This window comes from Scytonema sp. UIC 10036, assembly GCF_009725235.1.
On record NZ_WJFC01000025.1, the window covers coordinates 65,777 to 90,816 of the forward strand.

General features: G+C 45.6%; 24 protein-coding genes and 3 pseudogenes. 14 read left to right on the forward strand and 13 right to left on the reverse strand.

Annotated features, from left to right (window positions below):
• Window positions 1-25: 25 nt before the first annotated feature.
• The 5 genes and pseudogenes from F7734_RS14305 to F7734_RS14325 form a co-directional block, all read right to left on the reverse strand.
• Window positions 26-991: a TauD/TfdA family dioxygenase gene (locus F7734_RS14305; protein ID WP_155745339.1), complete on the reverse strand. Its 966-nt coding sequence runs from the start codon at window positions 989-991 to the stop codon at window positions 26-28.
• Between the two features lie 319 nt (window positions 992-1,310).
• Window positions 1,311-2,381, reverse strand: coding sequence for a glycosyltransferase family 4 protein (locus tag F7734_RS14310; RefSeq protein WP_155745376.1), 1,071 nt, complete (start codon window positions 2,379-2,381; stop codon window positions 1,311-1,313).
• Between the two features lie 415 nt (window positions 2,382-2,796).
• Window positions 2,797-3,201, reverse strand: a pseudogene (locus tag F7734_RS14320) (glutathione-dependent formaldehyde dehydrogenase); the annotation flags it as partial.
• Window positions 3,165-3,293, reverse strand: a complete 129-nt coding sequence (locus tag F7734_RS65270; protein WP_279239713.1) for a hypothetical protein — start codon at window positions 3,291-3,293, stop codon at window positions 3,165-3,167. The gene F7734_RS65270 and the pseudogene F7734_RS14320, both read right to left, overlap by 37 nt.
• 185 nt (window positions 3,294-3,478) lie before the next feature.
• Entirely contained in the window at window positions 3,479-4,591 is a 1,113-nt protein-coding gene (locus F7734_RS14325) for an L-dopachrome tautomerase-related protein (RefSeq protein ID WP_155745340.1), read from the reverse strand.
• Window positions 4,592-4,732: 141 nt separating this feature from the next.
• On the opposite strand from F7734_RS14325, the gene F7734_RS60700 reads away from it, so the two are divergent.
• Complete coding sequence (locus F7734_RS60700) at window positions 4,733-4,924, forward strand: hypothetical protein (RefSeq protein ID WP_166481897.1); 192 nt, start codon at window positions 4,733-4,735, stop codon at window positions 4,922-4,924.
• Between the two features lie 18 nt (window positions 4,925-4,942).
• On the opposite strand, the gene F7734_RS14330 is transcribed toward F7734_RS60700, so the two are convergent.
• The 3 genes and pseudogenes from F7734_RS14330 to F7734_RS14340 form a co-directional block, all read right to left on the reverse strand.
• Complete coding sequence (locus F7734_RS14330; protein WP_155745341.1) at window positions 4,943-6,121, reverse strand: zinc-dependent alcohol dehydrogenase; 1,179 nt, start codon at window positions 6,119-6,121, stop codon at window positions 4,943-4,945.
• A gap of 34 nt (window positions 6,122-6,155) precedes the next feature.
• Window positions 6,156-7,328, reverse strand: a pseudogene (locus F7734_RS14335) (zinc-dependent alcohol dehydrogenase).
• Window positions 7,329-7,335: 7 nt separating this feature from the next.
• Entirely contained in the window at window positions 7,336-7,818 is a 483-nt protein-coding gene (locus F7734_RS14340; RefSeq protein ID WP_038089550.1) for an SRPBCC family protein, read from the reverse strand.
• A 1,037-nt stretch (window positions 7,819-8,855) separates the two neighbouring features.
• Here F7734_RS14340 and F7734_RS14345 point away from each other — a divergent pair.
• The 4 genes and pseudogenes from F7734_RS14345 to F7734_RS14355 form a co-directional block, all read left to right on the forward strand.
• A pseudogene (locus F7734_RS14345) lies at window positions 8,856-9,131 on the forward strand (helix-turn-helix domain-containing protein); the annotation flags it as partial.
• A gap of 1 nt (window position 9,132) precedes the next feature.
• Window positions 9,133-9,573: a hypothetical protein gene (locus tag F7734_RS60705; RefSeq protein WP_166481904.1), complete on the forward strand. Its 441-nt coding sequence runs from the start codon at window positions 9,133-9,135 to the stop codon at window positions 9,571-9,573.
• The gene (locus F7734_RS14350) at window positions 9,545-10,096 is read left to right on the forward strand and encodes an ABC transporter substrate-binding protein (protein ID WP_347566200.1); all 552 of its coding nucleotides are present in this window, start codon (window positions 9,545-9,547) and stop codon (window positions 10,094-10,096) included. The genes F7734_RS60705 and F7734_RS14350 overlap by 29 nt, the downstream gene beginning before the upstream one ends.
• A 111-nt stretch (window positions 10,097-10,207) precedes the next feature.
• On the forward strand, window positions 10,208-10,996 hold the full coding sequence (locus tag F7734_RS14355; protein WP_155745344.1) for an ABC transporter substrate-binding protein: 789 nt from the start codon (window positions 10,208-10,210) through the stop codon (window positions 10,994-10,996).
• A 66-nt stretch (window positions 10,997-11,062) separates the two neighbouring features.
• Here the strand turns inward: F7734_RS14355 and F7734_RS14360 are convergent, their stop codons facing one another.
• Both F7734_RS14360 and F7734_RS14365 read right to left on the reverse strand, forming a co-directional pair.
• Window positions 11,063-12,193: an LLM class flavin-dependent oxidoreductase gene (locus F7734_RS14360; protein WP_166481906.1), complete on the reverse strand. Its 1,131-nt coding sequence runs from the start codon at window positions 12,191-12,193 to the stop codon at window positions 11,063-11,065.
• Window positions 12,194-12,567: 374 nt separating this feature from the next.
• Window positions 12,568-13,224, reverse strand: coding sequence for a class I SAM-dependent methyltransferase family protein (locus tag F7734_RS14365; RefSeq protein WP_155745346.1), 657 nt, complete (start codon window positions 13,222-13,224; stop codon window positions 12,568-12,570).
• 278 nt (window positions 13,225-13,502) lie between these two features.
• On the opposite strand from F7734_RS14365, the gene F7734_RS14370 reads away from it, so the two are divergent.
• From F7734_RS14370 to F7734_RS14390, 4 genes are all read left to right on the forward strand, one after another.
• Entirely contained in the window at window positions 13,503-14,477 is a 975-nt protein-coding gene (locus F7734_RS14370) for a sulfonate ABC transporter substrate-binding protein (RefSeq protein WP_347566201.1), read from the forward strand.
• On the forward strand, window positions 14,462-14,650 hold the full coding sequence (locus F7734_RS14375) for a hypothetical protein (RefSeq protein ID WP_155745348.1): 189 nt from the start codon (window positions 14,462-14,464) through the stop codon (window positions 14,648-14,650). Before F7734_RS14370 ends, F7734_RS14375 begins: the two co-directional genes overlap by 16 nt.
• Window position 14,651: 1 nt before the next feature.
• Window positions 14,652-15,560, forward strand: coding sequence for a DMT family transporter (locus tag F7734_RS14380; protein ID WP_243146881.1), 909 nt, complete (start codon window positions 14,652-14,654; stop codon window positions 15,558-15,560).
• 326 nt (window positions 15,561-15,886) lie between these two features.
• Entirely contained in the window at window positions 15,887-16,570 is a 684-nt protein-coding gene (locus F7734_RS14390; protein ID WP_155745349.1) for an HAD family hydrolase, read from the forward strand.
• Here F7734_RS14390 and F7734_RS14395 read toward each other — a convergent pair.
• Window positions 16,556-16,987, reverse strand: coding sequence for a deaminase (locus tag F7734_RS14395; protein ID WP_166481907.1), 432 nt, complete (start codon window positions 16,985-16,987; stop codon window positions 16,556-16,558). The genes F7734_RS14390 and F7734_RS14395 overlap by 15 nt on opposite strands.
• Window positions 16,984-17,997, reverse strand: coding sequence for an NADP-dependent oxidoreductase (locus F7734_RS14400; RefSeq protein WP_155745350.1), 1,014 nt, complete (start codon window positions 17,995-17,997; stop codon window positions 16,984-16,986). The genes F7734_RS14395 and F7734_RS14400 overlap by 4 nt, the downstream gene beginning before the upstream one ends.
• 363 nt (window positions 17,998-18,360) lie before the next feature.
• Here F7734_RS14400 and F7734_RS14405 point away from each other — a divergent pair, with 363 nt between their 5' ends.
• Both F7734_RS14405 and F7734_RS14410 read left to right on the forward strand, forming a co-directional pair.
• Window positions 18,361-19,389 (forward strand): aliphatic sulfonate ABC transporter substrate-binding protein, encoded by a 1,029-nt coding sequence (locus F7734_RS14405; RefSeq protein WP_155745351.1) that lies wholly within the window; start codon window positions 18,361-18,363, stop codon window positions 19,387-19,389.
• A 110-nt stretch (window positions 19,390-19,499) separates the two neighbouring features.
• The gene (locus tag F7734_RS14410; RefSeq protein ID WP_155745352.1) at window positions 19,500-20,090 is read left to right on the forward strand and encodes a carbonic anhydrase; all 591 of its coding nucleotides are present in this window, start codon (window positions 19,500-19,502) and stop codon (window positions 20,088-20,090) included.
• A 222-nt stretch (window positions 20,091-20,312) separates the two neighbouring features.
• Here F7734_RS14410 and F7734_RS14420 read toward each other — a convergent pair whose 3' ends face one another.
• Window positions 20,313-20,957: a Uma2 family endonuclease gene (locus F7734_RS14420; protein WP_155745354.1), complete on the reverse strand. Its 645-nt coding sequence runs from the start codon at window positions 20,955-20,957 to the stop codon at window positions 20,313-20,315.
• A gap of 304 nt (window positions 20,958-21,261) precedes the next feature.
• On the opposite strand from F7734_RS14420, the gene F7734_RS14425 reads away from it, so the two are divergent.
• The 3 genes from F7734_RS14425 to F7734_RS14435 all read left to right on the forward strand — a co-directional run bounded on the left by F7734_RS14425 (window position 21,262) and on the right by F7734_RS14435 (window position 24,755).
• A complete protein-coding gene (locus F7734_RS14425; RefSeq protein ID WP_155745355.1) occupies window positions 21,262-21,843 on the forward strand; it encodes a pyridoxamine 5'-phosphate oxidase family protein in 582 nt (193 codons plus the stop codon).
• A gap of 310 nt (window positions 21,844-22,153) precedes the next feature.
• Window positions 22,154-22,771 (forward strand): nitroreductase family protein, encoded by a 618-nt coding sequence (locus F7734_RS14430; RefSeq protein ID WP_155745356.1) that lies wholly within the window; start codon window positions 22,154-22,156, stop codon window positions 22,769-22,771.
• Window positions 22,772-23,123: 352 nt separating this feature from the next.
• Entirely contained in the window at window positions 23,124-24,755 is a 1,632-nt protein-coding gene (locus F7734_RS14435; RefSeq protein WP_166481908.1) for an FAD-binding protein, read from the forward strand.
• Window positions 24,756-25,040: the final 285 nt, after the last annotated feature.

Genomic DNA, 25,040 nt, shown 5'->3' on the forward strand with positions numbered 1-25,040 from the left:
CCGCGCTGTTTGGCGGGGGAGGATGTTAAGAAAGCACTTTTACTCCTACCTTCTTGGCGTTCTTCTTCAAGACAGTTGGTAATTCATTGGTTAACGGCTCACCTTCAACCACCTGCGAGCGGAAACCATCGGGACCGACTGGAATATCACCAGTGATAGTAGTGCGATAAAGTACGCGCTCAACTTCTATATGATCTAGATCCTGTGGAGCTAAATGTGCGGTGGCGCGGTTGTCCCAGAATGCAATATCACCGTTGTTCCAACGGAAGCGGGTGGTGTAAGCAGGCTTGGAGATCTGGTTGAAGAATAACTCAAGCAGGAGATCGCTCTCCTGTGGTGACACGTCAAGAATGTGCGAGGTGAAGCCAGGGTTCACAAACAATGCGCGTTCACCTGTCTCTGGATGAACCCGTACCACCGGGTGGATGGAAACCTGGGGATTAGCTGCAATGCGCTGAGCAAGCTTGCTGTTGCTAGGTATTCGTAACCGTGCATTGAAACGATGCTCTGCTTTCAATGTGTCTGCTAGCGTCCGTAGAGGTGCTGACAAACCCTCGTAAGCTGCGACTAGATTAGTCCACTGTGTATCACCACCAAAGCTAGGAACGTTAACTGCACGCAAAATTGACGCAGCCGGCGGGTTGACAACCGCTGTCACATCCGTGTGCCAACGGCTCTCGTAACTGGAACGGCGCAAACCATTGCGTCGCTCATAGCGGCTGCGGTCAACCGGCAGTATTTGTTCAAAGCCTTCAATCGGCTCATCCTCATGCGGATGTGCGTAGGTTACTTCGCCAAAACGAGCCGTGAACGCAATTTGTGCAGCATGATCTATGTTCTGACTCCGAAAGAACACAACTTTCCACTTTAATAGTGCTTGACGAATTTCTTTAACCGCATCATCATGCAGAGGACGCGAAAGATCCACTCCGGTGATTTCGGCACCAATGAAACCAGCTACCTGTTTGACTTCAATGTGTTTGTAGCTCATATGAATTATCCAATGTTTTACCCGTAGAGCGGTGTTCGCACTCGTTCACTTCCTTTGTGTTGCTATTAAGTGCAAGCAAGATATCGAAGGGAGCGATCGTAGCCGCAAGATTATTGTACAGTATATTGATAAATTTACCGTGTTTTTAAAATAACTAACGCACTGATTCCTCTCTTGCAGCGCTAAATTCATTAAAACCTCGGGAAACTTCATGACTGGGGTGAGGCGAAAAGCCTCCCTGCCACTTAGGAGATATGGCATAAGGTATTGGTAAGTCTCTCCCAAAACATATTTTGTAAGCAGCGACTCTATCTTATTCCTATGTCCAGTTTTCGGGGTACATCATACTAAGGTCTTCGGTTGTACGACTAGCAAGCTTGCTGTAGACATCTTCGTAGCCATCTGTCATCTGCTTAATCGTGAAGTTTCTCAGCACATGCTCTCGGCAGGCGTAGCGGTTTAGCTCAGGCACTTTATCAATAGCAGAGAGACAGTCTTTGACTGAGCGACACAAGAATCCTGTCTTACCGTGAACAATCACTTCAGAGGTGGAGCCCAAATTCATAGCAATCACAGGTGTACCTGTTACCATCGACTCAATCATCACCAGTCCAAAGGGTTCACGCCAGGTAATCGGGAATAAAGTCGCAACTGCTCCTCCCATCAGGAGGCTCTTTTCAGCATGGTTAGCTTCTCCCAGGTATTCAATTTGCGTTCCATCAATGTGAGGTTTGATCTGTTGCTCGAAATAATCCACATCAACTACATCGACTTTACCTGCTATCTTTAAGTGCCAGCCCAAACGTTTAGCAATTTCGATCGCTAAATGCACCCCCTTCTCAGGTGAGATTCGACCCAGAAATGCAAGATAGGGAGACGACTCTGCCTGCGGGTAAAACTTGTAAGTCATTGGATCAATGCCGTTGTAGACAGTGGCAACGTAATTGAGTCCCACTCTTGGTTCTCGCTGCGCGTTGGAAATGCTGACAAACGGCTGAGAGCGAGCATACTTGAACACCTTTTCATTATCTGGCGTCAAGATGCCATGCAGCGTATGAATAGTCGGTGTCTCCATCAATCTGGCGTAGGGTAGGGCAGGGTAGCCAACGTGAGAGTGAATGACATCAAACTTGTGCGCCTGTTCGTACACTTGCATTAACTGCAGTGTTTCGTAAACGTTTGGTTCCTTAACGGTAGGGTCTAACCTCAATGCCTGTGAGTGAACAGATTCTATCTTGGCAAAACTACTCGAATCACCCGATGCAAACAGAGTCACTTCATGACCACGACGAATGAGTTCTTCAGCCAGGAGACTAACTACCAACTCAACTCCTCCATAAGCAGGAGGCGGTACTTGTTCCCATAAGGGAGAAACTTGAGCGATTTGCATCATGATCTCCTCAGAATGTATACAACTAGACCTAGGGCAAACCATAGTGCTCGGCGGCACTGTAAGATGGGTTAGAGATAGAGAATTCATACTGAACCAAGAGTCCTGCAGCAAAGTCGTTAGACACTACAAAAAGCTAACCTGCTTCGCAGCACGAGCGCGTAGCTTGACAAGGCTTTGTTTTCCCGATTCCTAACCCACTCTCTTGAAAGGCTGACCGATTGAGCAACTTCCTTAAGCGATCGCCTGGTGCCGTCTGAGGTGCCAATGCCTCAGCGCGACTCAATGATCTGGCGATCGATTTCTGGTAGGCAGTCCAGCAATCCTCCAACCTGCTCAGATAGGAGCAATTGAACTACCAATGATTCTGGACTGGCTGAATCATCAGCAATTCTAAGGTTGCTTCACTTGGATTTCAGGCACTCTGACCTGGCTTGAGTACAACTTTGATACAGTTGTCCTTCTTGTGTTTAAAAATCTCGTAGCCGTGCGGTGCTTGCTCTAGCGGCAAACGGTGAGCGATCGCGAACGATGGGTCGATCTCGCCATTTTGGACGCGATCGAGTAACGGGCGCAAGTACTTATGAACGTGCGTTTGTCCCGTTTTAAATGTTAAGGCTTTGTTTATGGCAGCACCCATCGGTATCTTGTCTACAAAGCCACCGTAAACACCAGGAATCGACACAGTGCTACCTTTGCGACAAGCCACGATCGCTTGCCGTAGCACAGGGGGGCGATCGGTTTCTAACCGCACTGCCTGTTTTGCTTTGTCATAGAGTCCCTCTAGACCCATACCATGTGCTTCCATTCCCACAGCGTCTTCTCTTTTTGACTGGCATCGCGAGCCTGTTGCAGTTGTTTCTTCAACCGGGCTTCACTCTCTTCAATCTCAAGTTTGAATGGGCGACTCATGGACACCTCAACCCCTTGTGTTTTACCTCCTATATTCTATGCAACTTCATCTCAATCTGGTATAAAGTGTGCTAGAAGCGGTAGAAGAACTCTACTAGCTTGTTACACCGTCTTTTCAACTTTGATCGATTGGTTCATGGCCATTGCCTCTTGTGCTTGTTGTGCAACCCTTGCGTTTTCGAGCCTCACCGCAGTAGAACAGGTTGAGCGTCGATGCGAACGCGAAAGAGCGTATACGGCTTTTGGCGCAAGTCTTTTCCCTTTTGGTATTTCGCCTGACGATGCAACTGATTTGCTGTGACGTAAAGGTATCCATCTGCCGCAACGGACATCGTATCGGGCCACAGAAGGCGGGGGTCGTGTACTACCGTTTCCCACTCCCCACCAGAACGGTGACGCAGAATCGCATTATGCTCGTAGTTCGTCGAGTAAATATACCCTGCCGCGTCTGTTTCGAGTCCATCTGCAGCACCGCCCTTGTCTCCTTCATCAATTACGGTTGCAGCAACAGCGCTATCGTCAATCGAGCGATCCACGAGTGCATCAATGGCAACACTGTAGAGCCGTCGGCTAGCAAGCGGACAGTAGTACAGGCGTGACCCGTCTGCACTAATGGCAATCCCGTCTGACCCCATTTTGATTGGCTTGGTCTTCCCGTCCGGCTGGCGTTCCAACAGTGGACGACCCTCGACGATTGGGCAGAAACTTGATAGCGCCTCAGCCTTTGTAGATGGATGATCGTGCAGCTTGCGCCAGCTCTCGCCTGATGCCAAATCTACTACAATAATTCCGTTTGCCCCTTGGTCAGACGAATCCGTAATGAATGCTATGCCTTCGGTACCGCGCCGCAGGTCGAAGCGGACATCGTTCAGGTAAGTGGTAGGCAAGGCGACATCTTGGGGAAAGAGGATTGTTTTAATAACGCGATCGCTCGTCAAATCCACACAGACGAGCTTCGGTCCACCATACTGCGTTGGCTGGAACATCGGACTGCCCGTGTCGAGAATCCATAGGCGATCGACCGGATCGACAACCACACTTTGCACAGACACCAGCGTGCCAGCGAGGTCATTTGGGTCTGTACGATTGATTGCCTCGTCAGGGTAAGCCACAGGACGACCTTCCCGGATTTCCGCCACTGTGAATGCGACCTCATCACCCCACTTCGGAAAATTGACGAAGATGCGCCCCTGATGTGACACTGTCACGCCGGTTAGCATTGCGCCGTCAAAGTGAGCAACTGTCTCCAGTGTGCCTAACGAGTCATCGGTGGGTAACTTCTGCAACTGACTAACCATTTTTCTATGTCTCCTCTAAACGTCGGCTGTTTGAATCTCGATTCCGTCTGCTCCACGCTGGTTTACCCTAGCTTGCTTCTCCCTTGCTGCCAGCTAGATTGTGTGAGCTTGCTGTTTCAATTTCAGCCCTCTCAGCCCAGGATGAGCCACGCTTCTGGCAAACCATCATCGTTTTCATCGCTGTGCTGGCGATCTATGCACCATTGCTCGCATGGCTATACGTATCTGCGCGATCGCTTTCTGGTAGGCAGTCCAGCAATCCTCCAACCTGCTCAGATAGGAGCAATTGAACTACCAATGATGCTGGACTGGCTGAATCATAAGGAAGGATAAGGTTGCCTCACTGGGATTTTAGGCACTCTGTCCTGGCTTGAGTACGACCTTGATGCAGCGATCCTTTTTGTGCTTAAAGATCTCGTAACCATGCGGGGCTTGCTCTAGCGGTAATCTGTGGGTAATTACAAACGAAGGATCGATATCGCCCTTCTGAATGTGCTCCAGTAGCGGGGTAAAATACCTGTGAACGTGAGTCTGTCCCGTTTTCATGGTCAAGGCTTTGTTCATAAAAGCCCCCATTGGAATCTTGTCTGCAAATCCACCAAATACACCGGGAACGGACACAGTGCCTCCTTTACGACAGGCAACGATCGCCTGTCTGAGCGCGTGCGGGCGATCGGTTTCTAAGCGCACCGCTTGTTTGGCTTTGTCATACAGTCCTTCTACGCCCATCCCATGCGATTCCATCCCCACTGCATCCATCACGGCATCAGGACCACGACCTCCCGTCATTTCTTTAAGAGCTTCCCCAACATCAACCTGTTCAAAATTAAGGACTTCTGCCCCACCGTCTTTTGCCATTTGGAGGCGTTCAGGCACACGATCGATCGCAATTACCCGTTCTGCTCCCAACAAAAAAGCGCTGCGAATCGCAAATTGAGCAACCGGTCCACAGCCCCAGATGGCAACAATGTGACCCGGTTGAATATTGCAGTTCTCCGCTGCCATATATCCAGTGGGAAAGATATCCGAAAGGAACAGCACCTGTTCGTCTGTTAACCCGTTAGGAATCTTGCATAGACCGACATCAGCATGAGGAACGCGGGCATATTCTGCTTGACCGCCCGCATAGCCCCCCAACATATGGGAGTAGCCAAAAATGCCTGAGGGTGAATATCCCATAATCGCTTCTGCCATAAAGGCATTGGGATTGGTGTTGTCGCACAGAGACGTTAGCCATTGTTTGCAGAAGAAGCACTGACCGCAGGCGATGGGAAATGGATTGACGACCCGATCGCCAACCTTAATTCGCTTAACTTCACTGCCGACTTCAACGACTTCTCCCATGAATTCATGCCCCAGAATATCGCCCTGCCCCATCGTCGGAATGAATCCATCGTAGAGGTGTAAATCAGACCCACAAATTGCGGTTGACGTAATTTTGATAACAGCATCTCGTGGGTTAATAATTTTGGGATCGGGGACCGTGTCAACTCCCACTTTATTAGCCCCTTGCCAACAAACTGCTTTCATGATTTTTCTCCATTGTTTGTAGTGAGATGAGCCACTAGTCGGGTTGCAACATTACTTTGATGCATTGGTCTTTCTTGTGCTTGAACATTTCAAAGCCCTGCTTTATTTCAGCCAGAGGCAAGCGATGCGTCAGCACAGCCGAGGGGTCCACGTCGCCGTTCAAAACGTGCTCCACCAACTTGGGAATATACTTCGGACCAAACATCTGCCCTGTTCTGAAGGTGAGGGCTTTGTTCATGGCTGCCCCCATTGGCAGCTTGTCCACAAAGCCGCCATACACTCCCATGATCGATAAAGTGCCGCCTTTGCGACACGCTACCATCATCTACCGGAGCACATGCGGGCGATCGGTTTCCAAGCGGACGGCTTGTTTGGCTTTGTCATACAACCCCTCTGGGCCTGTACCGTGTGCTTCCATGCCGACCGCATCAATACAGGCATCGGGACCCCGTCCTCCTGTCATTTCTTTGAGGGCTTCGCCAGCATCCACCTCTTCGTAATTGATGGTCTCTGCTTTGGCAAAGTCTCTCGCAAGTTGCAGTCGTTCGGGAAAGCGATCGATGCCAATAACGCGCTCTGCGCCCAGCAGGTAGGCACTCCGCATGGCAAATTGCCCCACCGGACCACAGCCCCAGACAGCAACGACATCACCCGGTTGAATGTTGCACAAATCTGCCCCCATATATCCTGTGGGAAAGGCATCAGAAACAGGCAGCAGTTTTTCATCCGGAATGTCTTTCGGCACAGGGATGGCTGTGAAATCTGCAAATGGGACGCGGATGTAATCAGCAAAGGAACCCGCATAACCTCCAAAGGCATGGGAGTAACCGAAGATTGCCCCTGTTCCATAGCCATAAACTTTTTCTTGCATCCAGCCATTTGGATTAGAGTTGTCACACAGGGACCACTGCTGCTGTTTGCAGTACCAGCAGTGACCACAGCCGATCGCCGAAGACACAACCGTGCGATCGCCAGTTTTCAAGCGCTTGACTTCACTGCCAACTTCAACGACTTCTCCCATGAATTCGTGACCAATAATGTCACCGGGTTGCATCGTTGGGATGTAGCCATCGTAGATGTGCAAGTCAGAACCGCAAATGGTTGTAGAGGTCACCTTGACGATCGCGTCGCGCGGGTTGAGGATTTTGGGATCTGGGACTGTTTCCACCCGCACATCGTGCGTACCTTGCCAACAAGCTGCTTTCATAATGGATTCATCCTTGACCTCTAGGTTGACCTTCGTTTGTTGCAATTTCGCCCGCCTCCATCAGCATTTTGAAGCGGGCAAGATCGTCTCCAATTTGCTGTTTTGGGTTTTCACCAAACAGCTTGGCAATCGCATCTCCAACGACTCCAGCAGGCGCATCATAGGTTGTGATGACTTTTACCTCAGTCCCCCGATCGCCAGGAGCAGGTTGAAAGTGAACCGAACCAGAGTTCGCAATGTCTGCCCCTTCCACTGAAGTCCAGGCAATCACTTCATTCGGTCGATCCTCAGTGATTCTGGCATCCCATTCAACGCTGTTGCCCATCGGTGCGCTAGTAACCCAGTGCGATCGCCCATCGTCATAGACATTCACACTTTTTAGATGCCTGGTAAAGCGTGGTAAGTTTTCTAAGTTGTGCCAGAAGCGGTAAAGATCTTCTGCGGATTTTTCAATGGTTACCGTTTTTTCGACTTTGATAGGTTGAGCCATCTCAATGTCCTCATAATATCATTTGTGAGTAGCTGTTGTTCATCAAACAGTTAGCAATGCTTCACTTTCAGGATTTGCCCCTTCGGCTGCCATCTGTAAAAACTTAGATTTCCTTCGTTTGGTTGAGGTATCTCAAGTTTAAGATGGCAGCGCTAAATGTCCTCTGTCCGAGTTATGAAAACGGTTTTTGTTTTGTTCTATACTTATTTTGTTTACAATGTCACCATACCCAAAAGATTTCAGGGTCTGGAAGCATAAGCTAGCATTTCAGTGTCTGAAACCCTTATTGTTACGTGACCAGATTGTCAGAGAGTCCTAACAATGGAACCATAACTTGGTTCTTGGCAGATTTTGGTTTACCAGTTATACTTGATTGCTCGTCAAAATAAGGTTTTAATAGGCTGAAACGATGATTAGCGTTAATTAAATCAAAGATTATTATAAATCTAACTTAGGAAAGAGTAATTTAGAAATTGTAAGGAATTACACTAAGAAATTAAATCTGTGCCAGCTTAGAAGATTTTACTAGAATGGTGAAAATTCTCATACAATTTTCATCATACAATTGAGAAATTAAGAGAGCCTCAGCACAGTAATTGGACTTTAATTAAGCTGTATTTCACCCTGGTTTGTATGTTCAAAGGTAGAACACTAATAAAGTCGGAAACATTAGAAAATTAGTTGAATATCACCTAACTATTTAATTAGCCTTTTAGGGCATATTAAATATGCGTTTATGAAATTTTCTCATTGGGGATTTCACAAACTAAGTAGGTAGGCACAATTAAACCGAACTATGTGAATTTATGTAAAGCGCTGAGAAGGCTTTAAAAACAAGCTTTTAAGCGATTTACATTTCTTAATGTAGTTGTGTTTTTTAGCGCCCACCTACTTACTGTGTGCCAAGAAAGCCTCTGAGGAATTTTCTAGGATTTTTCCACGGATGGCTTAGCTACAAGGATGAAACCTGTGGTCTTATCCGAATTGCATTGGTATGAACCCCTACATTTTACAATTGGGTGCAATCGGTAATAGTTATGACACACGAAGCCAATCAATTTCAAGATTTTGAAAGCTACAACGTTAATAACGGCAAGTTTTTAACGCCTTTTCAGCGGAAAGTTCTGCTGAAGGCTTTGCAAACGCATTTACAACCAGAATACCGTCGTCGCATCGAAGTTATGTTGCTGGCAGATCGGGGTAAATCTCAAACCCACATCTGTGAAATATTAGGTTGTTCCTACCATATGGCGCGGTACTGGATTGGTGTAGCAAAAGCTGGTTTAGCTCACAAATGGCAAAGCGTTGGGAGAATTGTCTAAGGTTGGTGATTTGCCAACAGGTCAAGTGTTTGAGCAAGATGTCACAATTGAGTGGGAAAAAGTTTCCATCACTGCTCGTCGTGTCGTTGTACGCTTAAACGAACCAACTCGTGATGGGGATACAGAAGTAGCTGTGTTTACCAATCTTAATAGAGCTGTAGCCAGCGCTATTGTCGTCTCACAAATTTATCTCAAACGTTGGACTGTAGAAGGTTTATTCCAAATTGTCAGTGATACTCTAGAATGTGAAATTAAGACTTTAGGTTATCCAAAAGCCGCGTTGTTCAGTTTTTGTATGGCGTTAGTTGCCTACAATATTTTGTCTGTCATTAAAGCTGCTTTGCGTAGTGTTCATTCCGAAAAACTCTTCGATTACAACGGTAAAAGACTTAGTTGGCAAAAAAGTGATTGTGAATCGAGGAGGTACTGGTGAGTACCTGCTAGCAAAGGGTTTGGAAAAAGCAGGAGTTTCTATAGAACAAGTTCAGAGAATTTATCTTGGTCCAGCCGATGCTGCACCCGTCTTTGCTTCAGGAAAAGCAAATGCTTGGGCAGTGTGGGAAACTTTTTTTGCTAACGCAGCAGTTAAAGATGGCGCTAAGATTTTAGCGACGGCGGGAGAGATTGATTCGGAGAATGATAGCATTTATATTGTTCACAATGCATTCTTAGAGAAGCATCCGGATATAGTGAAAGCTGTGTACGATGTTTTGCTACAAGAAAGTCAATGGGTGTTATCGAATGCAGCCCAGGCAATGCAAATCTATGGTAAGGAATTTAAGCTGTCTGAGGGTGTACAAAAGTTTATGAGTGAAAGGGTAGAGGGAACACCAATACCCGTCGGTGCAGCAGAAATAGAAAAGATGAATCGTGTCAGTGACTGGTTTTTTAAGCTGGGCATTATTCCCAAAAAGCCCACTATAGAAAACTTCGTAGTTGATGTCACTAAGTTATAGACGATAAATAATTGTCCTTTGCGTCTTTGCAGTTCATTTAAATTAAATAATCTTCTAACGAGACAGGAATAACTCACTCACTTTGTCCTAAAAACAACAAGGAGAAAAATTATGACTCATTCAATTCGTATTGGTGTTCATGTCCATAATATATCAGTATTTACACTTAGGAAAAAACCTGAGTTACTGGAAGATTTGCTTCAGCCAACAGGAGTATCAGCACAGTGGCTCTCAGAAACAGGTGGCAATCAAACAGTAAAGCTATTGAAGGCGGGAGAAATTGATATTGGTGCGACAGGTACAACTCCGCCAATCTTGGCACAGGCTCAAGGAGTACCAGTAGTATATTTAGCCACATCTCAACCTCGCCCAGTACATGGAGCTATTGTCGTCTTAGAAAATTCGCCTATTCAAAGTTTAAGCGATTTGAAAGACAAGACCATTAGTTTAAGTGAAGGATCTTACCAACAACATTTACTCGCGATCGCTCTAGATAAAGTAGGGCTGACCTATCAAAATGTCAAAACTATCCCCCACACAGCAGATTCACTCCAAGCCTTTCTTAAGGGTGAAATAGATGCTTGGATAACATCAGACCTAAACTTGGCACAAGTTCAGAAAAGTCATCAAGTTAGAGTACTGCTCTACAGTTCCCAGCTATTCAGCAATCGCTCTATTTACTTTACCCATCGCGCTTTTGCCGAGCAACACCCAGATGCCTTGTCAGCTTTTATTAGGGCACTAGAACGGGTCGAGCGCTGGATTGCTACCCATTTTACTGAAGCAGCTGAACTACTAGCCAAAGAAATTAACAACGGTATTGATGCCCAGGGTTGGGAGCAGTCTCTGAGAAAAGGACAAAAAGTTAACGCTGACTCTCAGCCAGAATCCACCAAATAGAATTTGGTGGTGTGGCTCAATTATCCTGATTACACCCCTGATTGACCTAGCCATGCATCAGTCAGATTATACCGACCCGCCAGTGTACCCATTCGGTGTCGTCCCTTGCGCGGCTCGATCAATCCGGGGCAAGACCTCGTTCGCCATGAGATCCATGGAGCGCCGCGCGAGCGCTGGATCAGTCCAGTCATGGCCCGTATAGAGCAGGGTACCGAACGCGCCGACCTCTTCGCGGAATTCGAGAATCTGGTCCGCGACGCTCTCCGGAGTTCCCGCTATCACAAGACGCTCGATGCACCGCCGGGTTGTGAGATCGGAATCCGGCTGGTTGGAAAAGTCGCGCATCACGTCCAGCGCGCCGGCCTTCGCAAGCTTCGTCCGCATGACGTTGAAGTAGAAGCCGTGGGCACCGTCCTCGCCATACGCATAGCGACGCGCCGTAATCTCGTCATCGGCCACGAAGACGCTGCGCGCCACGCGCCACCCAGAGGGATCGGCGGAGAGGCCCGCCGAGCGTCGGCCTTCCAGGTAGCTCTGGATCTGCGCGCGGACGACGTATGCACCCACGTAGGTCGCCGAGATTCCGGTCCAGCCGCGAGATCCCGCAGCGTGCGGCCCTTGTCCATCCGGCCGGATTGAGGTGATTGCGATCGGCGGATGCGGTTTTTGCAGCGGGCGGACTGTGACGCCCAGCCCGATCTGCCGATCGAGCGAGCGCTCCGTGGTCGTCCGGTAGAACTCGCCTGCGATCCGGTATGGCGGCTCTTCGCTCCAAATCCGGCACATGTGATCGAGCGCCTCCTGGGTCTTGCGGTTGCGGTCCGATCCCAGGTCTCCGATGGCCTCCGCGTCGCCGCGAACGCCCGGTCCCACTCCCAGCACGAGCCGACCATGCACCAGGTGGTCAACCATCGCGACCTGGGCCGCCGCCATCGCCGGGTGGTAGTTGGCAAGCGGCAGCACGCCGGTGCCGAAGGTGATCGACGGGCACGCATCGGCCAGATGCGCGATGAAAGCGAGGCTCGATGCGATCGTCTCGGCCGAGTCTACGAGATGCTCGCCGATGAACGCTTCTCGATAGCCGAGTCGATCCGCCAGCACAACCGCTTCGCGGTCCTCGCGGAGAACGTCCGCATAGGGGCGAAGAGGTGGATGGACGGGCTGGATGAAGAATCCGAGCTTCAGAGGGTTCTGCATGGTGGGTCTCCTCGTTGGTATGGCCATGTTGAATGCAGGCGGTGACGTCGTTTCTCTATTCCCTGATAAACATGAATTAGCACATGTTCGGGAATTATTGTCGCGGCATTATTATGTGTGACTTAAAGGAAAAGTTTACCGTTTATTAAAGTATAAGTTTGCCGGATTATGTGTAGCGGACCGCAATACTAATCGTTCCAGCCCGCAATCAAGACAATTTTGAGACCACATTAATTGCAACCAAGGCAGCGCTGCTCAAATCGGCAGTCCCGCAGCCAGCATTTGCTCCTGTAGTTCACGGGCACGCGCTGGTTCAAGCTGTTTAAAAAGGATTTGGGATTTTAACATTGTCAAATCCTTAATCTTAAATCGTATTACCTCGCTTTATTAGGAATGCCAGAAAATACAAATAACTGTTGCTCTTTAGGTGCAGGTAAATTTTCACCAAGGTAACGATGAATACCCACACCCATGTCTCCTGTTGCGGTAAGTTTGAACTTGACTTCTTCAAATTCAAATGCCTGCAAAAATTTCCGCACATTCTCGGAGTAGGGAATACCGTTAGAGTGTCCGCGAGTCCAGATGACAAAAGCACCTTGTTTGCTAAGAAACCTCAAGTTGTCTAGCAAGCGTTTGAGTTCAACTTCATCAGCAACATTGCCAAAGACACCACATACAATTACAATCTCTGCTGGTACGGCTCCTACATAGTTAGCGGAGATCGTTGCATCACCATTAACAAATTCAATTTGCTTTGCTAAACCCAATGATTCTATAGTTGCTTTTCCACGTTCAACTAAATTTGGGTTTAGCTCAACGAGTCTTGCATAGACATCTTGGGCGCGGGGGTGATTTTTTAGCGTCCCTAGTAAATCCCGTCCATCACCAGCGCAAACACTAACTATACGTATTCTTCCTGGTGGCGATGCATCCAAGCTGTAGGATATGTATTCCCGCACGATTTCTAAACGCTGTTGTAATTTTGGTTCAGTATTATAGAGCTCGTGCCATTCAAACCAATCTTTTGGCATAAGGGATAATTCTCATTTCTTGCAAAATGTGGCTTTGCAGAGTGACAAGCACACTGTACGTTCAATAGAATACGATAAGTTTATCGATTAATAGTATTTTAGCTTATATCCATGTGAATATTATCTCCAGATTGTAAGTACGGTTATTTGTCCAATTTGCCGTATTATACATTTTAAGATAGAGCGTGAAAGCAGAATATATGTTGACAAAACTCTCCTCAGTTAGATTTTGGGGAATTTTCAGTGGCTTATTGTACAGACTATCCAAAATTCGTATAATGGCTCTATTCTTTGCAGTGGGGCTAATCCTGAGTTCAGCTGTCTCTGGTTTTTCTTCCACCAATACGAGTTACTCTGCGCTGACACTAGCACAGAATTCAGCAAGTCAAAGCGTTGTGGTTCGCATTGGCTATCAGAAAGCAGCAACTATTCTTAACGCTCTAAAGGCAAAAAAAGACTTGGAGAAAGCTTTGCCTGCTGGTTCTAAAGTGACATGGACAGAATTTCCAGCCGGTCCGCCGATGTTAGAGGCAATCAATGCTGGAAGTATTGATTTTGGGTACACTGGTGAAGCACCGCCTATATTTGCCCAAGCCGCAGGTATTCCCTTGGTTTATGTTGCTTACGATCCTTGGAGTCCAAAAGCAGAAGCTATCATTGTGCCGAAAAATTCACCTATTAAAACAGTAGCAGACCTTAAAGGTAAAAGAGTCGCTTTTGCAAAAGGCTCAAATACTAACTATCTAGTGGTCAAAGCATTAGAAAAAGCAGGATTAAAGTATAGCGATATTAAGCCAGCTTTTCTCGCACCTCCCGATGCTCGTGCGGCATTTGAAGGTAATAATGTAGATGCTTGGGCAATTTGGGACCCATATTTGGCTGCTGCTGTAGCTGCAACAGGCGCACGTACTCTGACTGATGGAACGGGACTTGTATCGAATCGTGGCTATTATCTTGCAGCCAAATCTTTTGTCCAGAAACAACCATTAGCGTTGAAAACAATTCTCTCTCAAGTGACAAAAATAAGTGACTGGGCGCAAAAGAATCCCACAGATGTCGCGAAATTTCTCTCGCCAGAATTGGGTATTGATGCTGCTGTCTTGGAGGTAGCTGAAAGGCGGCGCAAATATGGAGTGCTACCGATAACAAAAGAAGTGATCGCTGGACAACAGCAAGTAGCCGATGCTTTCTACAAAATTAAGCTATTACCAAAACAAGTTTCTGTCAAGGAAATAATTTGGCAGGGGAGTTAAATTTTAGCATTATCGTTTTGATTTTCCACAAGAAGAATGACGATGAATGGTTTTGCCACGTGAATTTGAAAAAAGACGAGTCAGGGAAAATGGTGTTGTTTAAACGTGCTACAGAGCTTTATGGGCTGGATCTGGATTTAGGAAAAGAGGTTTATAAAGTGACTGTTAGGTGACATGAAAACCCAATCTGTCAAGAACCCAACTATGAGGGCTAAAGAATGGATGCTCCTCTTCATTCTGTCTTTATTATGGGGCGGTTCTTACTTTTTTATTAAGATTGTTCTCGTGGAACTCCAACCGTTTACGGTAGTATTAGGTCGTGTTAGCTTTGCTGCGATCGCTCTAATTTGCTTTGTCTACCTTAGCGGACAGCGAATGCCTGTTTCACCTGGGATTTGGAGAGCGTTTTTTATGATGGGTGCTCTCAATAATCTGATTCCGTTTAGTCTTATCGTCTGGGGACAGACGCAGATCGACAGCAGCCTAACTGGTATTCTCAATGCCACAACCCCATTGTTTACAGTGGTGCTCGCACATCTACTAACCAATGACGAACGTTTGACACTCAATCGCTTGTTTGGAGTGCTATTTGCATTATGCGGTATATTTTTGTTGGTTGGGCCAGAAGTTATGCGTGGATTTAATTTACAAAGTCTTGGGCAATTTGCTGTTCTTGGAGCTAGTTTTTGCTATAGCTGCGCTAGTATCTACGGACGGCGTTTCAAGGAATTGTCACCCGTTGTGACTTCAGCAGGAATGCTGACTAGTTCGACAGTGATGATATTGCCAATAGCACTTATATTAGATAAACCGTGGACATTAAGACCAAGTGCTATGACTTGGGGTGTGTTATTGGTACTGGGGCTATTTAGTAGTGCGATCGCCAACTTAATTTATTTCCGTATACTTGCTGTTGCAGGTGCAACTAACGTCTCGTTGGTAACGTTTTTGATTCCAATGAGTGCGCTCTTACTCGGTGTATTTGTCCTTGGAGAAAGGTTGGATTGGAATACTTTTGCAGGTATGGCATTCATTTTTACAGGATTAGCCGCCATTGACGGACGGCTCTTGAGATTACCATAAAAACTATTACATTACTGGCTAGGAGAAGGTTTAAACGCACTTGAGAATATTCTAGTTAACAGTAAATTTTGCAGCAATTTTTGTTATGGTGACTCTCCAACGCTCGCGGATGTATTTCTCGTACCTCAGGTTTATAATGCCGAGCGATTTAAATACCCTTTAGAGCCATATCCTAATATTCGCCGAATTTATGAAATATGTATGAATCATCCCGCATTTATTGCCGCACAACCGCATTTACAACCTGATATTGTGGAGTACAATCCAGAAGATGAATATTAAGAAATGAACGTTGCAGTTATTGGAGAAAAAATCAGAACCGCACGATGACGACACTACCAATCAAAACCAAACTTACCATATTCGATATTGATGGAACACTGACGGATTCTGTTGCTATCCACCAACAGGCTTTTCGTAAAGCTCTGGAAGATGCTGAGTTAATGCCCTACGACAATAATTTCTCAAACTATAAGCATCATACCGATCGTTACATCTCAAATACAATTTTTTTTGAACATCACGGGCGCGACATGACCGACGAAGATATTGCCCGATTCGAGAATGATGTGTATAGGTTAAGCTTGGATCTGTTGCAGGGAAAGCCTTTTGCGGAAATCAGTGGAGCGGTGGCTTTTGTTCAATACTTGCACTGGCATACACCTTATGCGATCGCTTATGCTACTGGCTCATTCCACCAACCAGCCCAGAACAAACTCTCAATTGGTTTTCCAAATTACCTGGAGTCCATGCTCTTTTCCTGTAACCGTCAGCCAGTGAGAGAGGAGATTATTCAAGAAGCCATCAAAGCCTCTAAATACATTTATCAAGTGCCACATTTCGAGGAAATCATTGCGTTCGGAGACGGAATTTGGGATTGGAAAGCTGCACAATCCCTTGGAATTGATTTTATCGGAATCGGTTCCCGTAGCCGCACAATTTTTGCGAATTGTTCCTGCCGGGGGTGCTACGATGACTTCCATAGTCAGCAAGTATTACTCAGGGAATAGATATTGATTGAGAAAATTATTCACCTCATCAGTACATAATCCAAGATGAACTACCTTCCCTGCTTTTCTCAGAATGTCCAATCCTTTCCCCTTATTGCGAGGATCTGGATCTACTAAAGATACATAAATCTCATCTATACGAGGGTCTTCAGCAATGGCTAAAGCACATGAGGGTGTCCGTCCATAAAAAGAACAAGGTTCCAAAGTTACGTACATTTTCAAGCAGTCGAACGCTTTGCCTTGAATCTGGTTCAGTGCATCAGCCTCAGCATGATATTTCCCTGGCGATCGGGTGTATCCTTTTGCCACTATTTTTTCAGTACCTACAATGACACAGCCTACTGGTGGGTTGGGCAAACATTCTGGCAAAGCTTTTCTGCTTATGGCTAAAGCAGTTAACATAAATGTTTCATTCATTTTTCGTCCCCTACCTTCACAATCAGCTTGCCAAAGTTCTCACCTTGCAGCAACCCAATAAAAGCACGCGGAGCATTTTCCAATCCCACAACCACATCTTCTTTATACTTGAGTTTCCCTGACTTTAACCAATTGGAAACATCACTCAAGAACTCATTCTGACGGTGTTGGTAGTCCCGAACTAGGAAACCTTTAATTACAGCGCGGTTGATTAGCAGTGGTCTTAAATTAGGACCAGGGGGAGGAGACACCGCATTATATTCTGAAATCAAACCCACAAGCGGAATCCTTGCTCCCAAGTTGATTTGATGTAACACAGTTTCTAAAATTACACCTGCGGTATTATCAAAATAGACATCAATGCCATTAGGTGCAGCTTCCTGAAGTGCAGCATTAAGTTCTTGCTTTTTACGGTTAATAGCACCATCAAAACCTAATTCTTTCACTACAAAATCGCGCTTCTCATCACTACCCACAATACCAATAACTCGACTACCTTTGATTTTAGCAATTTGACCTGCTACCGAACCTACAGCACCCGAAGCAGCAGAAATTACAACGGTTTCACCTACTTTTGGTTGTCCAATATCTAAAAGCGCAAAATAAGCGGTCATTCCAGGCATTCCCAGTACACCGAGAGCATATGATATAGGAGCTTGAGTGGGATCGAGTTTACGAAGTGACTCAGCTTTGGACACACCAAAGGTTTGCCAACCATTATAATCAAGCACAAAATCTCTGGCTTGAAAGTGGGGATGATTTGATTTCACCACTTGGCTGACTGTACCACCGACGATCGCGGAGTTTAGTTCTACATTAGTTGTATAAGATTTACCAGCACCGATCCGACCACGCATATAGGGATCGAGAGATAGATAAATTGTGCGTGTTAAAATTTCGCCATCTCCTGGTTCGGGAATTGATGTTTCAACAAGTGCAAAATCACTTTCAGTTGGTTCGCCAACTGGACGACTTTTCAGTAAGATTTGTTTGTTAATTAAATCAGACATAATATTCTTTCTTTGCCAATCTTTTGCATTAAAATACAACGATAGGAGAGTGTCTTGCTTTTTACCTGTAACCGTGCCAATATTAATATTACTATATTTTAATCAATTAACCGTATATTATCAGATTTAGTCTGACTTACAACTCCTGAGAGTCCTAGTAAGAGCGAAAATCGCAGACAGTTGTGTTGGTATGAATGATTTGAAAGATGTGTTTCTCGCTCTTCTATAATTTTGACGTGATGCCAGGGACAAAGCTATCTGAGCATTACATTGCTTGCCCAAAAAGTTTTATTTCGGTTGCAGTTAGTCACAGCAGCAAGCACTATAGCTGTTGATACACATTAATAAGGAGAATTAACGCGCATGACTTCTATTAAACGTCGTCACATACTAAGTTTGAGCCTTTCAACAGTTGCTTCATTCGCTTATAAGTCCCTTGCTTCCACACATGAAGCGACATCTTATGCAGTAGATTTAGCTCAAGCAAATCCAGGCTTAACCAAAACAGGCAAAAATGCGTCAAAATTGCGTCTCGGCTTTCAGCCACCTTATGTAACAGTGTTTGCAATGCGAGAGCAAAAACTATTGGAGAAGGCATTTGAGGGACAGTCAACTAGTTTTGAATACCGCCGATTGCTGTCGCTTAAGCCAGTTACCGAAGCATTAGCAGCCGGAGCATTGGATTTGGGTTTAGGTGGTACGCCAATTCCTGCGATCGCAGCAGGTTTGCCTATTCGTGTTATTGCTCTCATTGAGCGCAGCCCTAAAACCCACGCCTTACTAGTTCGACCTGGCTCGCCTATCAAAAGTATCAAGGATTTAAAGGATAAGAAGATAGGGACACCTACCGGACGAAGCCATTTATTGGTGGTGCGAGTACTAGAAAGTATTGGACTAAAAGATACTGATGTACAGTGGGTTCAATTAGAAAATGATGTAGGTCGTGCAGCATTGTTATCAGGCGCGATCGATGTTTGGGCAACTTGGGACCCCTTTTATGCCAGCGTACAAGTCGCGAAAGAGGCAGTTGCGATCGCCGACGGGACTCAATATGTTTTGAACTATGTAGCATTGTTTGGACGCACAGAATACATAGAACAGAACCCAGATACTGTGCTACGGTTTCTTAAAGCTTATCAACAAGCAGTAAACTGGGTCAAACAAAACCGTCAGAAAGCAGTAGAGATCCTAGTTAGAGAAAATAAACTTGCGCCGGCAGCTGCTGCTTTAACCCTCTCCCGTCGTAACATACTGTTACAGCCGCCCAATCAAGAATATCGCACCGACCTTGCTAATCAGGCAAAACTGCTGGCTCGTTTAGGACTTATCAAACAGGAACCAGATTGGAGTCAGGTGATTGATACAAAATTTGCTGCATCTATTAGAACATGAACTTCACGTAAGACTGAACTTTCTTTTGGAATGAACTGATGATAAAGTGTTCTTTATAAAACCTCATATCTGTATCGGTTTACCGAATTTTATAGAGAAGGCGGAAATTTATGAGTAACGTTTTGGAAGAAGTTTTATCAGCCAACCAAAATTACGTGGAAACTTTTGGCGAAAAAGGTAGTCTCGCTATGCCACCGAAACGCCGTTTTGCTATTTTAACCTGCATGGATGCCCGTCTCGATCCCGCTCAATTTGCTGGATTGGGTGAAGGAGACGCCCACGTCATTCGCAATGCAGGTGGACGTGTGAGCGATGACGCCATTCGCTCTCTGGTTATTTCCTACAAACTTTTAGGGACTCGCGAATGGTTTGTGATTCACCATACTAACTGTGGCATGGAAACCTTCACTAACCAAATTATCAGCGATTTACTTAAAAGTAGCCTAGATACTGCTTATGTTGATGAAACAGGTTGGCATGATGTTGGTTCTGGTTCTGGATCGGGCGAAGGGGCATATATTAATTGGTTGACAATTGACAATCTTGCTCAAAGCGTGTATGAAGATGTCAAGCGCATTCGCTTGCACCCATTAGTACCATCTCAAATTCCTATTTATGGTTATATCTATGATGTCAAAACGGGGAAATTGATTGAAGTTCCTGAAGCAATTGAAGTTGGCAAAGCTAAGCAGCAACAATGACCATTAATGATTGAAAATAATAATTTCTTATCATCTTCGGTTAAAAGCTTATAATATTCGTAGGTTAGGTTGAGGAACGAAACCCAACATGAGCAGAGTTTGTTGGGTTTCGCAAAGCCTCAACCCAACCTACGTTGACTGATTGAATTGCCACAAGTTCATTAACTAGACCAGCCGTAACTATAACAGTTCTGACAAAAAGCGAAATGCAATCGGCTTCTATCACTCCTTGGAGTGCAAAAAATTTCTCAACCACCTTATTGCCTCACTTGTTGTCTGCTCACTTGCAATTAGAAGACATTGCCGTACAATTTCTGAAATATTAGGAAAATAGCTACTTTCTGTAATTACGTAACTTTCTCCCTGCAATCTGTAAATGAATAATTCGTTATTCTTCAGCAGCCAAACCTCTGGTACTCGATAAGGTAAATAGTCATTAATATCTGTATAACTGGTAATGTCTACTTCAATTACCAAATCGGGGGGAGGGTCATTCTGCCAGTCGATACGGTTTTTACCTACTACGGCTCTCCAATTTTGAATATAAAAGCAATAGTCAGGTTCAATCCCACTGATTTCTGGCAAACTCATGGTAATTGGAGTAAATGAGTCGTATCTTTGCCCCAAGCGATCCAGCAAAACCTTAGCAATATCTCCCAGCAAGCTCGCATCTCTTCCATGCTTTGGTAGCGGTGCCATCAGCCAAATCTCTCCTAGTCGATATTTGATGCGAGGTACAGTGCGCGAGCCTAACTGTCTTTGCAGCTTCATGTAGTCTTGCCAGTCTCCCAATAGTTTCAAGACAGCGCCAGGAGGCAATTCGATTCTTTCTGGTGTAATTACGGTATTTATTTCAGAGCCGATCATGATTGTCCTTACCTTCAGACATTTCAACAATTCAACACTCTGCTACTAGGATAAACTGTTGCCTTTCTCAAAAAAACTGTTTAACTTAGTTAACAACTGTAGAACTCACAAACTAGGATAGCAAGTGTGGAGGTAAAATATACTCTTGATGCGAAGGAAACAGGAGAAAGCATTTTGGATACGTTAGCCCTTGCAAGCGCACCCAAAGCATTAACATCATCCTAAATCGAAGACTTGCGGTTCGCAGCATCGAAAATGAATGGAGTAGAACGTCGGGCATTTATCAACAGGAACTATTCAATCTATGGCTAAACTTTTTGAATCCATCACTGAAGAACTGCAAGAATTTATTGAAGCTCAACACCTTTTCTTTGTAGGTTCTGCACCCTTAAGTTCCACTGGTCATGTTAACCTTTCTCCTAAAGGTCTAGGCGGTTTTCGCGTTCTTTCTCCCCATCGTGTAGGTTACTTGGACGTGACAGGTAGTGGTAACGAAACCTCAGCCCATTTGCAAGAAAATGGGCGAATTACTTTTATGTTTTGCGCTTTTCAAGAACCCCCAAGTATTCTGCGTCTCTACGGTAAAGGATACACAGTTATTCCCAGTTCGCCAGAATGGGAAACTCTGTATCCCTTGTTTCCAGAGATTCCCGGAGCGCGTCAAATTATTGTAGCGGATATCTCAAGAGTGCAAACCTCCTGTGGTTTTGGCGTACCACTTTACGAATATAAAGGACAGAGGGAGACTTTAGTCACATGGGCAAAGAAAAAAGGTGAAGCCGGACTTAAAGAATACCATCAGCAAAAAAATCTGGTCAGCATTGATGGTTTAGCAACTCCATTGAGTAAGCCAACTAATTGTGGCACAACTAGACCTCTCTCATAAATCTTGCCTAATTCCCTCAATGTTAAACCTTGTTCTAAAAAAGTACGATTAATTTGTCAAGAAACCGTATTATGTGTTAAGTTACCAATAAATAAAAAACTTACGGCTTAGCGCGTTTTTAGCCTTCAGAGATTTCCAAGAAATAAATTCCACAGAATGTGGGATGTTGTTTGCAGCTTGTCCCACAACATGGCTTATTAGACATCTACGGGCGGTTGCCTACAGGAGTAAGAAATTCATTCTTTTCTACTCCCCACCCGACCCTTTGAACTGCTTAAACATAAACAGAGCACAACCAAAGAATACTAATATGACACAGAAACTTGCGGAAACAGAATACCCCATTCATGACTTTATTCGCCGTCGCTGGAGTCCTAGAGCATTTGCCGACCGTCCTGTTGAGCAGGAAAAACTACTCACTCTGCTAGAAGCCGCTCGTTGGGCTCCTTCTTCCTACAACCATCAGCCCTGGAGTTTTATCGTTGCAACCAAAGATGACCCAACGGAACATCAGCGTCTACTTAGTACTTTAGTTGAATTTAATCAAGGTTGGGCAAAAAATGCTCCAGTGTTAATACTCGCCGTTGCTAAACTGCATTTTGACGACGGGAGGGTAAATCGACATGCGCTACATGATGTGGGACTTGCATTAGAAAATTTAGTGATTCAAGCAACCGTTTTTGGTTTATCTGTTCATCAGATTGCAGGATTTGATGTGGAGAGCGCTAGAAAACAATACAATATTCCTGAAGGTTATGAGCCTAGTACAGCACTGACAGTCGGTTATCCTGGCGATCCCCAGAGCCTTTCCGACGGGCTACGCGAACGAGAACTGGCACCTCGTATCCGCAAGCCGTTGAATCAATTGGTATTTTCTGGAGAGTGGGGAAAAACTTCACCTTTGTTGGCAGTGACCAGTAACCAGTGACCAATGACCAATAGACGAAATTTGTTGCAATGCCTGGTCACTGTTTACTAGGGAGCTTGTTCAGTTCCATGGGAAAAATATTTTGATAAACTAATAATTTGTTTATCAAAATTTTAAAGTATCATATATCTTATTGTTAAGGAGCTTGAATTTTACCCATGCTTCGTGAGAGACTATAAAATTAAACTACGGTTAATTTATCGGTAAAGTGTATTTTATATGCAAAGCCAGTGCTCCACAGACAAATCATTGTCTTTTCCAAAAGCTTATGTACGGGCTAATAACTATAGATCTGTATCTGTGCTCTTGATGGCTGGTGGAAACAAGTTTTGAAAATTAAGGGGTAAAGCTCGTGAGCGTAAATCAATTAGCGCATGAACAACTATCTACTACTAACTCCGGTCAAAATTTAGAGACGGATGTCCTGGTGATTGGTGGCGGTCCCGCAGGTACTTGGGCAGCTTGGAGTGCAGCAACCCGTGGAGCAAAAGTCGTTTTGGTAGATAAGGGTTACTGCGGTACAAGTGGTGCCGCCGCCGCTTCAGGGAATGGTGTGTGGTATATTCCACCAGATCCGGAACAACGCGAATCAGCAATGGCAAGTCGGGAGGCGATGGGAGGATTTCTCGCCAATCGCCATTGGATGACTCGCGTTCTAGACCGAACTTATGACAACATTAATTCACTGGCAGATTGGGGTTATCCGTTCCGAGTTGATAATAACGGAGTTGCGATCCGTCGCTCTTTGCAAGGTCCGGATTATATGCGCTTCATGCGGAAAAAGATTAAGCAAGCAGGAGTGAAAATTTTAGACAACAGTCCAGCTTTAGAGCTGCTTGTAGACGCAGAAGGTACTGTTGCGGGCGCATTGGTTATTAATCGCCAATCTGGAGAACGCTGGAAAGTCCGAGCAGGGGCAGTTATCATTGCGACAGGAGGTTGTGCTTTCTTAAGTAAGGCTCTCGGCTGCAATGTGCTGACTGGAGACGGTCTGTTAATGGCTGCAGAAGTTGGTGCAGACTTCTCTGGTATGGAGTTCTCTAATGCTTATGCTATTTCTCCTAGTTTTTCCTCTGTCACCAAAACTCGTTACTATGACTGGGCATCCTTTACCTACGAGGATGGCACAGTCATAGAAGGCGCAGGCTCTAAGCGCGGTCGCTCTGTCATTGCCAAAACTTTGCTGACTCAGCCAGTTTATGCCCGCCTTGACCAAGGTGTCGATGAAGAAACGAAGGCATGGATGCGGGCATCTCAGCCTAACTTTTTTGTTGTCTTCGATCGCGCTGGAATTGACCCCTTTACCCAACGCTTCCCCATCACTTTGCGCTTAGAAGGAACTGTGCGCGGTACGGGAGGAATTCGGATTATAGATGACACCTGCGCCACTTCAGTGAGAGGGCTTTACGCTGCGGGAGATGCCGCAACTAGAGAGCTAATCTGTGGTGGATTCACAGGTGGAGGTAGCCACAATGCAGCTTGGGCAATGTCCTCTGGCTACTGGTCCGGTCAGTCAGCAGCTACCTATGCTTTGAGTTTGGGAGAGAAAGCAACGCAGCGCAAGGTACGAGGAGTGGGTGAGGTCGGATTGCAGAGTGCAGGAAACCGTGCTTTATCTCCAGATGACGCGATTTCAGCAGTTCAAGCTGAGGTTTTTCCCTACGATCGCAATTTATTCCGTACTGCATCAGGCTTAAGCGCATCTCTAGAGAAACTCGATCACCTTTGGCAAGAGATCCGCAACAGCCAAATTCCTACCGATAACCAAGTTATCCGCATACGGGAAGCTGCGGCGATGGTCGCCACCGCCCGTTGGATGTACAACAGTGGTTTGCAACGTCAAGAAACCAGGGGAATGCATAAACGGATGGATTACCCCCAGCAAGACCCCAAGCAGCAGTATCGATTGTTGAGTGGAGGGTTAGACAAGATTTGGGTCAAACCTGAACCAGCAGTTGCAAGTAAGGAATTAGTTGCAGTTTGATTTACAGCTATTTTCTGGTAAATGAACTACATCTTTTTTATCTCACGCAAAGGCGAGGCAGCGCTAGCTTGTGGTTACCACCAGTTGAAGCGCCTGCCGTCGCAAAGGCGCAAAAGAATTAAGAGTGTGGTCTAAATAAGTGAAAACCGCTGTAACAAAGACAGCAAGCAAAAAGCAATTACGAAGAGGTCTGAATTACAATCCCAAATCTAAAATCCCAAATCTAAAATCCCAAATCCAAAATCCAAAATCCAAAATCCAAAATCCAAAATCCAAAATCCAAAA